Here is a 13,697-nt window from a genome sequence, read left to right on the forward strand (position 1 = left end):
CGGGTGCTGAATGCACCTCCGACCGGGGTGCCCCCTCAGTCGGCTTCCAGGTAGAGGCGCTCGTAGACGCTCGCGGGAACGTGGGCACGGTTGTCCCAGGGGACGTAATCGGCCATGAATTCGCGTTGCGCCGCCCACACCCGGGCGAACGCCTCGTCCGCCTCTGCCTGCTCGCGGATGACGGTCTGCGCCACGTCCGCAAGCTGGTGCAGCACACGCTCCGGAATGCTCGCGATGCGCACGCCGTAGGCCTGCTGCTGGCGCAGGCTCTCGGCGTTGGCGGATTCCGCCTCGGCCAGCGCCCGGCCGGTGGCCGCCTGGCAGGCAAGCCGGATGAGTCCGCGCTGCCGCTCAGTAAGCGCCTCCCAGCGCGCGCGGTTCACCATCAGGTACTGGGCACTGGAGGGCTGGTGCCAGCCGGGGAGCAGATTGAACTTGAGCAGCTGGTCGAGACCGAGGCGCTGGTCCACCACCGGAATCGAGAACTCGGTGGCGTCGATCACGCCGTCCTCGAGAGCCTCGTTGATGGCGAAGTCCGGCAGCCGGTGCACATCCGCGCCGAGGCGGGCGAGGACGTCCCCGCCGAGGCCGGCGAAGCGGATATCCAGGCCATCAAACGCCTGCAGGCTCTCCACGGGCCCGCGGAACCAGCCGGCCGTCTCCGGACTGACCAGCCCGCACAGCTCCAGGTGCACCGCGTAGCCCGCCCCGGCGTAGACCTCCTGCATCAGCGCCTCACCGCCGCGGAAACGGTACCAGGCCTGGAACGCCCACGGCTTCATGCCGAAGGGGACCGCGGAAAAGAGCACCGCGGCCGGCAGATGCTGGCGGTCATAGCCGGGCCAGGTATAGGCGGCGTCGAGCTCGCCGGCGCTCACGGCCGGCAGCAGGCCCTGGGGCGGCGGGGCCTCCCCCGGCTCCTGCAGGGCGAGGGTGAGGCTGCCGTCGGTGAGGGTCTCCAGGCGCTCGGACACCCACGCCGCCGGGCTGCCCAGCGCCGGCAGTCGCGAGGAGAACGCCATGCCCACCGTCAGCTCGGCGGGCTGGGCACTGGCAGCGCCGACGCTCGCGAGCGCCAGCGCCGCGGCCATCCCCAGCCGCAGCGGTCGGCCAAGCCGGCCCACAGGCACCGCAGCGCTCGCCTCTGCCGTCTCTCTTCGCACGGGTGCTCCTCCTCGTCTCACCCTCGGATCCGGATCTGTCTGGCCCGCAGATCGTCCGGAAACTACCCGGGTGTTCGCGCCGCCGGACAGGGCAGCGCGGTTACCGGTATCCGCGGGTCGTCCAGGCGCACCGCGGTCAGCTGGCCGCCCCAGAGGCAGCCGGTATCCAGCGTGATGTAGCCGGGGCCGCGGCGCAGCCCGAGGGTGGACCAGTGGCCCGTGATCAGGGTGCCGTCCTCCGGGCGATGCCGTCGCCCCGGTGCGGCGTACCAGGGGTAGTGATCCGCCGGCGCCTGTTCCGGCGGCCCCTTGTAGCGAAACAGCAGGCGGCCCTCGGCATCGCAGAAGCGCAGCCGGGTGAAGGCATTGATGATGTAGCGCAGCCGCTCCCAGCCGGTCAGCGATTCCTGCCAGCGGTCCGGCTGGTCGCCGTACAGATGCGCGAACAGCGGGTCACTGTCCGGCCCGCGCAGCGCTGCCTCGGCCTCGCGGGCGAGCCGTCGGGCGGTGGCGATGTCCCACTGGGGCGGCAGCCCGGCGTGCACCAGAACGAACGGCAGCTCGGCGTCTTCGTGCAGCAGCGGCCGCTGCTGGAGCCAGTCCAGCAGCTCATCCCCGTCCGCCGCGCGCAGCAGCGGCTCCAGAGTATCGCTGCGGCGCAGCTCGCCGTGACCCGCCCGGACCGCGAGCAGATGCAGATCGTGGTTGCCGAGGACGACGTGGGCCCTGCGGCCGAGGCCGCGGACGAAACGCAGGGTGCCGGCGGAGTCGGGTCCGCGGTTCACCAGGTCCCCCGTAAACCAGAGCGTATCCGCCGCGGGATCGTACCCGAGCCGGTCCAGCAGCCGCCGCAGGGGATCGAGACAGGCGTGAACGTCGCCAATGGCGTAGACCGCCATGCAACCTCCCGTTGGCCGGAAACCGCCCTGGGGCGGTGGTATGGCGCAGCGCAACAACGCTTATTCTAGCCCGCATATCTCACCGATTCACGGCTGCGGGCGCGGATCTGGCGGGCAGTACTGCGTTGCGCTCGGTCCGGGTGCTCGACGTACTGTCGAGTACGCCTGCGCGCCCGGACTCTCCCGCGCGTTGGGCAGCGCGGAGCCCTTCCCGCGGGCCTCTGCGCTTCAGAGCGGCGACCTGGCAAGGCGGCGTTCGCAGCGAATGGCCGTAGCCCTTTGCAAGAACGCCAACGCAGTCCAGGGCGCCGCTCTGAAGCGCCCTGCGGGGCCGCACGGCGCGCGCGCAGCCGGCGTTGCGCTGCTTGACTGTACTCGCGGTACAGCGCTGCGCAGCGCGCCTTGTCTGCACGCGCGCTGTGCGGCCAGAGGCCCGCGGGAAGGGCTCCGTGCTGCCCATCTCCTGCCCGCCATCTCCACGCCCTCGCTTCGCGAATCGGTGAGATATGCGGGCTGGTGCGCCGGCGGGGCCGGGCGCACCCCGCGTGGGTGCCGGTCGTTCGCCTAGCGGAGCCGCTGGGCCGGTGCCGCCGGTGCCCGGGGCGACGGGATCGCCGGAATGTGACGGATTTTGCGAGGAAACGCGGGGGCTTGTGCTAGGTTTCGGACGTCAGTCATGATTGGTGGTCACCCGCCGGGTGTACCGGATCCGTCCAGCATTACGTTGCGAGGCTATCCATGTCCGAATCCCGCCGTCGCTTCCGCAGGCCGGACCTTCTCACTTCCCTGAGCATCACCGTCGTCCTGGCGATGACGGTGTCCATGCTGCTGCCCTACATCTGAGCACGGCCGCGCCGGGGCCAGCCTCGGCGCCCGACCCTAGAGCCGCACCGCGAGCACGTCGCACTTGGCGCCGTGCAGGAGGGCGTTGGCCGTGGAGCCGAGCAGCAGCGCGAGCCCGTGGCGGCCGTGGCTGCCGACCACGATCAGATCGACGCCGTTTTCCTCGGCGAAGGTCACCACCTGATACTTGGTCTGGCCGACAGTGACATGCTGGCGCTCGGCCGGGATGCCGAGCCGTCTGCCCAGTTCCGCGAGGCGCCGTTCGGCGTTCTCCAGCAGCTCCGACTCCACCGTCGTCGCCGGTGGGATCATCAGCTCGTTGCCGGGCTCCACGGGCAGATTCTCCACCACGTGCAGCAGCGTGAGCGAGGCGCCGTAGCGCTCGGCCACGTCCACCGCCCGTTCCGCCACGCGCTCGCAGTCCGGCTGGAAGTCCACCGCCAGCAGGATCTCCCGATAGGCCGCCATCGCGCTCCCCTCCGCTCGGATCTCTGCCTGTCGCTGCTTGCAGACTAACGCAGTTTTCTGCGTGCGCAGAATGCCGCGTCGTGCCGTGAATCACGCCAGTGCCGACGCGGATCCGGCGCTCCCATGAATTCGGCGTCAGGTCGGCAAGCGCACAGCGCTCGCCGACCGCCGCGCCTCGGCGCGGCATCCGCTGATGCCGATGTCGCCGATTCGCCTGCCCGGCGTGTCGGGTACCGCCTGCGGCGGTTCCCGACCTGCGATGGCTACGAACCCGGGATGTCGCACGCGGCTTCGCCGCGCACGACCTACGCCCATGGGATCTCTCGTGCCCGCGGCGGCTGGCACCGATGTCGGGAGGCACACGGTTCCGTCCTCGGGCACCACGCGCTGGTGTACCGAGCGGTCGCGGAACCCATGCCGGGAAACCGCCCTGCGCACTGCCGCAGGCGCCATGCGCGATGCGCCGCAGCGTCGCGGGAACGTCAGTCCGAGCCTGTCGCATCCTCACGACGTGGCAGCTCCGGGCAGTGCCCGGGCGAGGGCGGCGAAGTCCTCCAGGGACAGGCGCTCCGCGCGGGTGCCCGGGTCGATGCCGGCCGCGGCGATGCGCTCGGCGGGGAGCAGCGCGCCGAGGCTGTTGCGCAGGGTCTTGCGGCGCGCCGCGAAGGCGGCGGCGACGACGCGCCCGAGGGCGGCCTCGTCCGGCACCACCACCGGCGGTTCGCTGTGGGGCACGAGCCGCACGAAGGTGGAGGTTACCCGCGGCGGCGGCCGGAAGGCACCGGGGCCGATGTCGAACAGCGGGATCACCCGGCAGCGGTACTGCAGCATCACCGACAGCCGGCCATAGTCGCGGCCGCCCGGACCCGCGGCCATGCGCGTGACCACCTCGCGCTGGAGCAGCAGGTGCAGATCAGTGACCAGCAGGGGGCTGGCCGTGAGATGGAACAGCAGCGGCGTGGACAGGTTGTAGGGCAGATTGCCGACGATGCGCAGCCGCCGGCCGTCCGCCGGGGCCAGCTCGGCAACCGGGTAGCCGAGGGCGTCCCCGGCATGCAGCGTCAGCGCACCGCGGTCCGCTGCCGCCGTGCGGAGATGTTCGATCAGATCCCGATCCAGCTCGATGGCGGTGAGCGCGCCGGCGCGCTCGAGCAGCGGCAGGGTAAGGGCGCCCTGGCCGGGGCCGATCTCCAGAAAGGCGTCGCCGGGGGTGGGGTTGATGGCCGCCACCATGCGGCGCAGGACGCCCGGGTCGTGCAGGAAATTCTGGCCGAAGCGGCGCCGGGGCCGGTGCGCCATTCAGGCGGCGACCCGAGCCAGCGCCACCGCCTCGGCGATTGCTGCCCGCAGGCTGCCGCCCTCCGCCCGGCCGCTGCCGGCGAGATCCAGGGCGGTGCCGTGATCCACCGAGGTGCGGACGATGGGCAGGCCGAGGGTGACGTTCACCGCCCGGCCAAAACCCGCGTGCTTGAGCACGGGCAGGCCCTGATCGTGATACATCGCGAGCACGGCGTCCGCGCCCTGCAGGCTTCGGGGCGTGAACAGGGTGTCCGCCGGCAGCGGACCGACCAGGTTCAGGCCCTCGGCCCGCAGGCGCTCCAGCAGCGGGATGATCAGCTCGATCTCCTCGCCGCCGAGGTGCCCGCCCTCGCCTGCATGGGGGTTCAGGCCCGCCACCAGCACCCGGGGAGCGGCGAGGCCGTAGCGGCACTCCAGGTCACCCACCAGGATGCGGATAACGGTCTCCAGGCGTTCGGCGGTGATGGCGTCCGGCACGGCCCGCAACGGCAGGTGCGTGGTGGCGAGCGCGACCCGCAGGCTACCGGCAGTGAGCATCATCACCGGCATTCGGGCACCGGTGAGCTCGGCGAGGAACTCGGTGTGGCCGCTGAAGGGCACGCCGGCCTCGTTGATCACGCCCTTGTGCACCGGGGCCGTGACCATGGCCGCGAAGCGCCCCGCGAGGCAGCCCTCGCCGGCGCGGCGCAGCGTCTCCAGCACGTAGGCGGCGTTGGCGGGATCGAGCCGCCCCGGCACCGCCGGGCGCCGCAGCGACACCGGCAGCACCTCAAGTGTGCCTGCCCGGGGCTCCCGCTCGGGATCGAATGGCACCAGGCCGGTCGCGCCCCGGGCGCCCAGCAGCTCCGGATCGGCCACCGCCACCACCCGTGCCCCCAGGTCCTCGCCGGCCAGGGCCGCCACCAGCTCCGGGCCAATGCCGGCAGGCTCGCCGGGGGTGACCGCGATACACGGCCGCGGGGTGTTCACGAAGCGAGTCCCTCGCCGAGGCGGTATTCGACGAAGGCCTCCTCGCGCAGCTCCCGCAGCCAGAGCTCCGTCTGTTCCTCCTCCTTGCGCTCGCGGATCGCCTCGGCGGCCTCGGAGCGCGCGATCTCCTCGGTCACGTCGCGCTGGCGGCGCTCCTCGAGCAGCACCAGGTGCCAGCCGGACCCGGTGCGGAAGGGCTCGCTAAGCTCGCCGGGCTCCAGCGAGCGCAGCACCTCCTCGAACTGCGGCGGCGTCGCCGCGGGGTCGATCCAGCCGAGGCTGCCGCCCTCGGAGGCGCTGGCGGCGTCATCGGAGTTCGCCTGCGCCAGCTCCGCGAACGACGCCCCGCCCTGAATGCGCTCGCGCAGTGATTCCAGGCGCAGGCGGGCGTCGGTATCGGTCACCACTTCGTTCGGCTCGATCAGGATGTGGCGGACTCGCGTCTGGGTCACTAGGCGCTGCTCGGTGCTGCGCCGGTCCTGGAGCTGGAAGACGTGAAAGCCCGCGGGGCTGCGCAGGACCGGGGTGATGTCACCCGGTGACATCTGCGCCACGCGGTCGGCAACGGGCTCGGGGACCTGGGCGGCGCCGCGCCAGCCGAGGTCGCCGCCCTCCAGGGCGTTGCGGGCATCGGAATAGGTGGCCGCCACGGTAGCGAAGTCGGTACCGGCCTCGAGCTCGGCGAGAACGGACTCCGCCTCGTCCCGGGCCCCTTCGATGGCCTCCGCCGACGCCGCCTCGGGCACGGAGATCAGGATCTGGGCGAGCCGGTACTCGGTGCTGTCGTCCCGGTTCTGGGCGAGGAACTGCTCGATCTCCTGATCGGTGACGTTGACCCGCCGTTGCATCTCCCGCTGGCGCAGGCGCGAGAGCAAGATCTCCCGGCGCAGGCGCTCGCGGAACTCCGCCATGGTCAACCCCTCGGCCGACAGCGCATCCCGGAAGCGCGACAGGGACATGTTGTTCTGCTCCGCCACCCGCCGCACCGCGGCGTCCAGCGTCGCGCTGTCCACGGTGATGCCCTGGCGCTCGGCGACGTTGAGCTGCAGCGTCTGCATCACCAGGCGCTCAAGCACCTGTCGGCGCAGTTCCTCCGCCGGCGGCATGCGTACGTTGCGCTGGCGAAGCTGGGCGCGCACGGCGGCGAGCTCGGCCTCGAACTCCGAGAGCAGGACGACGTCGTCGTTCACCACGGCGACAATGCGATCAAGCAGCTGCTCCTCGGCCTGGGCGGGGAGCAGGCTGGCAGCGAGCAGCAGCGGGACGAGCAGGGCGCGGACCATGGGTCCTCCGGACAGCGCGGGTCGGGGTTTTCAGTAGCCGAACGGACCGGGGCGATAGCCGCGGATCTCGTTCTCCAGGAAGCTCACTATGCTATCACCGATGCCGCCCAGGCCTTTGAGTTCCAGCTCCAGCAGGATCTGGCTCTCCAGGGTGGCGCCGTCGCGCCCGGGGTCGCGGTCAAGATACTCGCGGTGGGTGAGCCGCAGGGCATGGCAGCAGGCATCGTACTGCAGGCCGGCGAAGCGCTGCTGGGGCTGATCGAGCTCGAAGTCCTGGATGACGCCGCCGAACACCCGCCAGCGCGGGCCGATGGGCAGGGCGAAGCTGAGCTCGCCCTGATCCAGGGTGCGCACACCGTCCACCTCGCGCCGGCGCAGCCCGAGGTTGATCACCTGGGTGGCGCTGCCACGCCACTGCAGCAGCGTGCGCAGGTCGGAGTTGCCGCTCGCCTCCGGATCCCAGCGATAGTCTGCCTGGGCGCTGAAACCGCGCGGCAGCGACAGCCGCAGCTCGGTGACGTACTCCGAGCGCTCGCGCCGGTCCGGCTCGCCGGAGAGGGTCACCTCCCGATCCTCGAAATAGAGGATCTGCCCGCCGGAGGCGCGCAGGTATTCCCGCCCGCTGCGCTCGTCGACAAAGCGGGTGGTGAGGCCGAGGCTCAGGCGCTCGCCGTCCTCCACCCGATCCGGCCCGGTGAAGGCCGACTCGCGGAACAGCTGGCCGAAGGTGGTGGCGCTGCGGCCGGTGTCGAACCGCGGCAGCTGGTCCTGATCCCGCGTCGGGGCGGCGCGGTAGAACGCCCGCGGCTCCAGGGTCTGGCGCACACCGGTGAACAGCTGCGAGGGCCGCTCCAGGAACAGCCCGGCATCCACCGTGTACACCGGCAGCGAGCGTTCCGGGCGCTCCGGCAGGCTGGCATCCGGGCGGTCCAGATCGTAGGCCGTGTAGCGCCAGGTCACCGCGGGCTCCACGTAGTAGCCGAGGGTGCGCAGGGGCAGCGCCACGCGTGGCGAGAGGTCCAGCCGGCTCCCCGTGTCCCGGGCCTCGGGCGCGGGATGGGTGAATTCCGTGAGCTCGCCGCTGATGCTGAACGCCAGTGGCAGCGGCGAGCGCAGCGGGTCGTAGGCCGCCTGCAGGCGTGGCTCCCGGGCATAGGGCTCACTGGCAGCGGCGATGTCCGGGTCGAGGCTCTGCCAGGCCTGGGCGTCCAGGCTGGCCCGGAAATCGCCGGCAGCCCAGGACACCGTGCCGAAGCTCTCGAGGAAGGAGGCCGAGCGGCGGTCGAAATCGGTGCTGAAGTCGTCCACGTAGAACGGGTCGCTTACCCGCTGCTGCTCGAGCTCGATGCGGACCCGGTCACCGGCGCGCCAGCGGTGGCGCTGCTCGATGGACCAGCGGTCGTCACCGAAGACGTTGTCCCCTGGCAGATAGGCGCCCCCCACTTCGCCGCGGCCCCAGCGTTCGAGATAGCGCACCTCGCCGCCGAGCAGCAGGCCGCGCTCGGCGAAGATCTCCGGGGTCAGGGTGGCGTCGTAGTTGGGGGCGATGTTCCAGTAGTAGGGCAGGCTGAAGCTCGCGCCGCCCTCGTCCGATCGCCCCAGCGTAGGGGCGAGGAAACCGCTCTTGCGATCAGTGCCCACCGGGAACGTGATATACGGCGTGTAGAAGACCGGCACGTTCCAGATCGACAGCCAGGCGTTCCAGGCCGAGCCCTGACGGGCCTCACGGTCGATGCTCACCTCACCGGCATGCAGCCACCAGACCTCCTCGCCGGGATTGCAGGTAGTGAGGCTCACGCCCTGATACCGGCTGCGCATTGGGCCGTCAGCGATCACCGCCTCGGCTCGGCCCTGAAGGTGGCCGGCGGCGATGCGGTATTCCGCCACGCCTTCGAAGCGGCCGCTGTCGCTGTCGAGGTCATAGTCCAGGCGCTCGCCGCGGACCAGCGTGCCGCGGTCCAGCAGCTCCACGCCCCCGCGGGCACGCAGCTCCCCGGTGGCGGCCCGGTAGCGCAGTCGCTCGGCGCGGATACGCTGGTCGGCCCGGGTCAGCTCGGCGTCGCCGGTGAGGACGTAGACGCCCTCGTCCGCCTCCACCACCGCCCGCTCGGCACGACCGCGAACGGGTGTATCCGGGGCGCTGCGGGCGGCTGGATCGCCCTCCACCGGCGGTACCAGCAGCGCGCCGCACAACGCCCAGCGCCCGCCCTCCTGGGCGTGGGCACTGCTGGCGGCGACCAGCGCGGCGAGTGCCACCGACCCGCCCAGCCCGGGGATCCGGCGCTGCGGGCCGGGCCGGGGCCGGGGCGGGGCTATCCGGGCTGGGCGTTTGGCGGTACTGGCGTTCACGTTTACTGTTCCGGAACAGGCTGCCCGGGCCCGGAACCCGGGCGGCATAGCTTCCCCCACGTGAGTCCGCGGAACTGTATACGTTGAGCAGCGAACCCGAAACTCCCGGCGCCGGTCCCGGCGACGCCACCGATCCCCGCCTCGCGGGCCTGCACACCTGGCTCACCGAGGTTCTGGGCAGCCGCGCGATACGGCTCGAGGTGGCCTCGGCGGACGCCAGCTTCCGGCGCTACTTCCGGGTCCACCATGGCGGCGGCACCGCCATCGCCATGGACGCGCCGCCGGAGCGCGAGCCCTGCGAGCCGTTCCTGCGGGTGGCGCGGCTGCTGCGGGTGGCGGGGCTGCACGCCCCGGCGGTGCTGGCCGCGGATGCCGGGCGCGGTTATCTGCTGCTGGAGGATCTGGGGGGGGACACCTACCTGGACGTGCTGCTGGCCGGCGAGGCCCGGCCGGAGCCGCTGCTGGACGATGCGGTGGACGCGCTGGTGCGCTGGCAGGCGGCGAGCCGGGACGGGGTGCTGCCGCCCTACGACCGGGCACTGCTCGAGCGGGAGCTGGATCTCTTCCCCACCTGGTACGTCGGGCGGCATCTGGGTCTCACCCCGGGCAGCGACTGGCAGGCAGCCTGGCGGGCGGGGCGGGCGGCACTGGTCGACGCGGCGCTGGCGCAACCCCACGTTTGGGTGCATCGGGACTACATGCCGCGCAATCTGCTGCCTGCCGACCCCAATCCCGGCGTTATCGACTTCCAGGACGCCGTGCATGGCCCCATCACCTACGACCTCGCGAGCCTGCTGCGGGATGCCTTCATCGAGTGGTCGCCGCAACAGGAGGCGCGCTGGGTCCGGCGCTATCAGGCGGCGGCGATGGCCGCCGGGCTGCCCGTACCCGAGCCGCTGGCGCCCGCCCTGGACCTCATGGCGGCGCAGCGGCACCTGAAGGTGCTGGGGATCTTCGCCCGGCTCTGCCACCGCGACGGCAAGCCGCGCTACATTGCCGAGGCGCCGCGCTTCCTGCGCTATCTGGACCGGGAGTTCGCGCCCTATCCGGAGCTGGCCGACCTGCGTGAGGCCGTCGCCGCCCTGCCGTCACCGGAGGGCAGGGCATGAACGCCATGATCCTGGCCGCGGGTCGCGGCGAGCGCATGCGCCCGCTCACCGACCACCGCCCGAAGCCGCTGCTGGAGGTGGGCGGGAAGGCGCTGATCGACTGGCACCTGGAGGCACTGGCGGCGGCGGGGGTGCAGCGTGTGGTGGTCAATGTCGCCTGGCTCGGTGAGCAGATCCGCGCCCACGTCGGGGACGGCCGGGCCTGGGGTCTGGAGGTCTGCATCTCCGATGAGGGTGCCACGGCCCTGGAGACCGGCGGAGGCATCCACCGCGCACTGCCGCTGCTTGGCGACGCCCCGTTCTGGGTGGTCAACGGCGACGTCTGGAGCGATTTCGACCCGGCCCGGCTGCCGGCGGCCCCGCAGGGGCTGGCGCACCTGGTGCTGGTGGACAACCCGCCGCACCATCCGGCGGGCGACTTCGTGCTGAACGGCAACCGGGTTCGCAACGACGGGCCCGGGCGGCGTCTGACCTTCGCCGGTATCGGCTGCTATCGCCCGGCGCTCCTGGCCGACCATGCCACCGGGGCTTTCCGCCTGGCGCCGCTGCTGCAGGCCGCCGCGGCGGCGGGGGCGGTCACCGGCGGCTACCATCACGGGGCATGGAGCGATGTGGGCACGCCGGAACGGCTGCAGGCGCTGCGGCGCCGGCTGGCGGCGCCGTCGGTCTGAGGCACGCGCAGGGAGATCGCCATGGGCACGGAGATCCGCGGCCGACGCTTCACGGAGTCCGATTTCCGCCGTTTCCGCCAGGCCCTGACCGAGGAGACCGAGCGCCTGCGCCAGTGGCAGCGGACCGGTCGGCTCGCCGCGGAGCCCGCCTGCATCGGCGCCGAGGTCGAGGCCTGGCTGGTGGACGCGCTCGGGCGGCCGGCAGCGCTCAATACCGAGGTGATCGATGCGGTCGCTGACGGGCGGGTGGTGCCCGAGCTCGCGCGGTACAACCTGGAGCTGAACACGCATCCGCGACGGCTCGCCGGCCGCAGCCTCTCCGCCATGGCCGACGAGCTGGGCGCGCTTGCCGGGCGCGTCGCCGAGATCGCCCGCGGGCGCAACGGCGCACTGGTGTTCGTTGGCATCCTGCCGTCGCTGCGCCACGAGGATCTGGACGTCGCCCACATGACGCCGCTGGCCCGCTACCGGGCGCTGAACGAGCAGGTGCTGCTGCTGCGCAACCGCGAGCCCCTGGGCCTGGAGATCGACGGCGCCGAGCCGCTGCGCTGCGCTCAGTCCGACGTCATGCTGGAGGCAGCGGCCACCTCGCTGCAGGTCCACCTGCAGGTGGCGCCGGCGGAGGCCGCGCGGGTCTATAACGCGGCCGTGGTGCTGTCGGCGGCCACCGTGGCACTGGCCGCCAATGCGCCGGCGCTGTTCGGGCACTCGCTCTGGGAGGAGAGTCGCATTCCGCTGTTCGAGCAGGCGGTGGAGATGGGCCCCCCGCGGGACGGCCACGCCGGCCCCCGGGCGCGGGTGACCTTCGGCTCCGGCTACGCCCGCGAGGGACTGTTCGAGCTGTTCCGGGAGAACCTGGAGCGCTATGCGGTGCTGCTGCCGGTCACCGCCAGCGATGACCCGGCGCGGCTGCCCCACCTGACTCTGCACAATGGCACCATATGGCGCTGGAACCGGCCGCTGGTGGGCTTCGATGGCCAGGGACGGCCGCATCTGCGGGTGGAGCACCGGGTGATGTCCGCTGGCCCGACGGTCACGGACATGGTCGCCAACGCGGCGTTCTTCTTCGGCGCCGCCTGCGGGCTTGCCGCACGCTCGCGGCCCATCGAGAGCGAGCTCTCGTTCGCCGTGGCCGAGGACAACTTCTACCGCGCCGCCCGCGAGGGGCTGGCGGCCACGGTGCGCTGGCCGGGCGGAGAGCGCCCGCTGCGCGGGCTGATCCTCGACGAGCTGCTGCCGCTGGCGCACCTCGGGCTGCAGGCCCGCGGCGTGCCCGCCGGCGAGGCCGAAAGCTGGCTCGCCCCGGTGGCGGAACGGGTGGCCCGCGGGCGCACTGGTTCCGCCTGGCAACGGGCCTGGCGCGCGCGTCATGGGCGTGACCGTCAGGCCCTGGTGCTGGCCTACCTGGCGCGCCAGCGCACCGGGGTGCCGGTGCACCGATGGGATGTGGACTGATGACCCCGCAACTGCGTGAGCTCGACCATCTGCCGGAGGCCCTGCTGACGGCCGCGCCGCAGCGGCTGGCGGGGCTGCTCGGTGGCCCCACCCTGATCCACCTCAGCGGGCGGCGGCAGCCGCCACTGTTCGTCAGCGTGCTCGCCCACGGCAACGAGCACACCGGCTTCGCTGCCGTGCAGCGGCTGCTGCGCCGCTACGCCGGCCAGGCCCGGGAGCTGCCGCGGGCGCTGTCGCTGTTCATCGGCAATGTCGACGCAGCCGCGGCCGGCGTTCGCCGGCTGGACGGGCAGGTGGACTACAACCGGGTGTGGCCGGGCACGCTCACGCCGAGCGCGCCGGAGGCCGGCATCATGGCGACGGTCACCGAGCGCCTGCAGGCGCGGGGCTGTTTCGCCAGCGTCGACATCCACAACAACACCGGCATCAACCCGCACTACGCCTGCGTCAACCGCCTGGCGCCCGACTTCCTGGCGCTGGCGTCGCTGTTCTCGCGCACGGTGGTGTACTTCACCCGGCCCCAGGGGGTGCAGTCCCTCGCCTTCGCCCGCTTCTGCCCGGCGGTGACCCTGGAATGCGGGCAGAGCGGTAGCGCCGGGGCGGTGGATCACGCCGAGGACTTCCTGCGCTCGGCGCTGGCGCTGGAGCACGTGCCGGCGCACGTGGTGCCGGGCGACCTCGGGGTCTATCACACCGTGGCGGTGGCGCGAGTCGCGCGGGACTGCCGCTTCGGGCTGGAGCCCGAGGGCGAGGATCTGAGCCTGCTGGAGGACATCGACCGGCTGAATTTCCGCGAGCTGCCGGCCGGCACCGAGCTCGGCCGCGTGCATGGCCATCGCCGACCGGTGATCGTCACCGACAACGACGGCGCCGACGTGACCCCGCACTACCTGGAGTGTCGCGACGGCAGCCTGCGCACCCGCCGCCGGGTCTTCCCGGCCATGCTGACCCGCGACGTCCGCGTCATCTACCAGGACTGCCTCTGCTACTTCATGGAACGCATCCGCCTGGAGGAACAGGCCACCGGGTAAGTCAGAGTTCTGCTGGCCTGATTCGGTGGGTGTGGAAAACACAACGACACCACGGACACAACGAGGCACAACGGATAAGTGGATCAATCTCTTACGTTGTGAATCGTTGTGTCCGTCGTGTCGTTGTGTTTTCTCGAGCGTCGGCTGAAGTCGGACAC

Annotated in this window: 11 protein-coding genes; 4 read left to right on the forward strand and 7 right to left on the reverse strand. The window is 72.0% G+C overall.

Translation table 11 applies throughout. From position 1 onward, the window contains the following. Positions 1-35: 35 nt before the first annotated feature. The 7 genes from LMH63_RS03855 to LMH63_RS03885 all read right to left on the reverse strand — a co-directional run bounded on the left by LMH63_RS03855 (position 36) and on the right by LMH63_RS03885 (position 9,180). Positions 36-1,163, reverse strand: a complete 1,128-nt coding sequence (locus LMH63_RS03855; RefSeq protein ID WP_146205166.1) for a TRAP transporter substrate-binding protein — start codon at positions 1,161-1,163, stop codon at positions 36-38. A gap of 62 nt (positions 1,164-1,225) precedes the next feature. Then, entirely contained in the window at positions 1,226-2,062 is an 837-nt protein-coding gene (locus LMH63_RS03860; protein WP_109676101.1) for a symmetrical bis(5'-nucleosyl)-tetraphosphatase, read from the reverse strand. Positions 2,063-2,941: 879 nt separating this feature from the next. Then, positions 2,942-3,373, reverse strand: coding sequence for a universal stress protein (locus LMH63_RS03865; protein ID WP_109676099.1), 432 nt, complete (start codon positions 3,371-3,373; stop codon positions 2,942-2,944). Positions 3,374-3,877: 504 nt separating this feature from the next. Continuing rightward, positions 3,878-4,672 carry a 16S rRNA (adenine(1518)-N(6)/adenine(1519)-N(6))-dimethyltransferase RsmA gene (gene rsmA / locus LMH63_RS03870; protein WP_109676097.1) on the reverse strand — a complete coding sequence of 265 codons (795 nt, stop codon included), beginning with the start codon at positions 4,670-4,672 and terminating at the stop codon, positions 3,878-3,880. After that, on the reverse strand, positions 4,673-5,641 hold the full coding sequence (gene pdxA / locus LMH63_RS03875) for a 4-hydroxythreonine-4-phosphate dehydrogenase PdxA (RefSeq protein WP_109676095.1): 969 nt from the start codon (positions 5,639-5,641) through the stop codon (positions 4,673-4,675). Next, the gene (locus tag LMH63_RS03880) at positions 5,638-6,924 is read right to left on the reverse strand and encodes a peptidylprolyl isomerase (protein ID WP_109676093.1); all 1,287 of its coding nucleotides are present in this window, start codon (positions 6,922-6,924) and stop codon (positions 5,638-5,640) included. The genes pdxA and LMH63_RS03880 overlap by 4 nt, the downstream gene beginning before the upstream one ends. A gap of 30 nt (positions 6,925-6,954) precedes the next feature. Further along, positions 6,955-9,180: an LPS-assembly protein LptD gene (locus LMH63_RS03885; protein ID WP_158280282.1), complete on the reverse strand. Its 2,226-nt coding sequence runs from the start codon at positions 9,178-9,180 to the stop codon at positions 6,955-6,957. 176 nt (positions 9,181-9,356) lie between these two features. On the opposite strand from LMH63_RS03885, the gene LMH63_RS03890 reads away from it, so the two are divergent. From LMH63_RS03890 to LMH63_RS03905, 4 genes are read left to right on the forward strand one after another with little or no spacing between them, the layout of a single operon-like run. After that, entirely contained in the window at positions 9,357-10,382 is a 1,026-nt protein-coding gene (locus LMH63_RS03890; protein ID WP_109676088.1) for an aminoglycoside phosphotransferase family protein, read from the forward strand. Then, complete coding sequence (gene murU / locus LMH63_RS03895; RefSeq protein ID WP_109676086.1) at positions 10,379-11,053, forward strand: N-acetylmuramate alpha-1-phosphate uridylyltransferase MurU; 675 nt, start codon at positions 10,379-10,381, stop codon at positions 11,051-11,053. Before LMH63_RS03890 ends, murU begins: the two co-directional genes overlap by 4 nt. A 21-nt stretch (positions 11,054-11,074) precedes the next feature. After that, on the forward strand, positions 11,075-12,508 hold the full coding sequence (locus LMH63_RS03900) for a glutamate-cysteine ligase family protein (RefSeq protein WP_109676084.1): 1,434 nt from the start codon (positions 11,075-11,077) through the stop codon (positions 12,506-12,508). Next, on the forward strand, positions 12,508-13,539 hold the full coding sequence (locus LMH63_RS03905) for a M14 family metallopeptidase (RefSeq protein WP_109676082.1): 1,032 nt from the start codon (positions 12,508-12,510) through the stop codon (positions 13,537-13,539). Before LMH63_RS03900 ends, LMH63_RS03905 begins: the two co-directional genes overlap by 1 nt. Positions 13,540-13,697: the final 158 nt, after the last annotated feature.

It is taken from the genome of Spiribacter halobius, assembly GCF_020883455.1.
GTDB classification, from domain to species: Bacteria; Pseudomonadota; Gammaproteobacteria; order Nitrococcales; family Nitrococcaceae; genus Sediminicurvatus; species Sediminicurvatus halobius.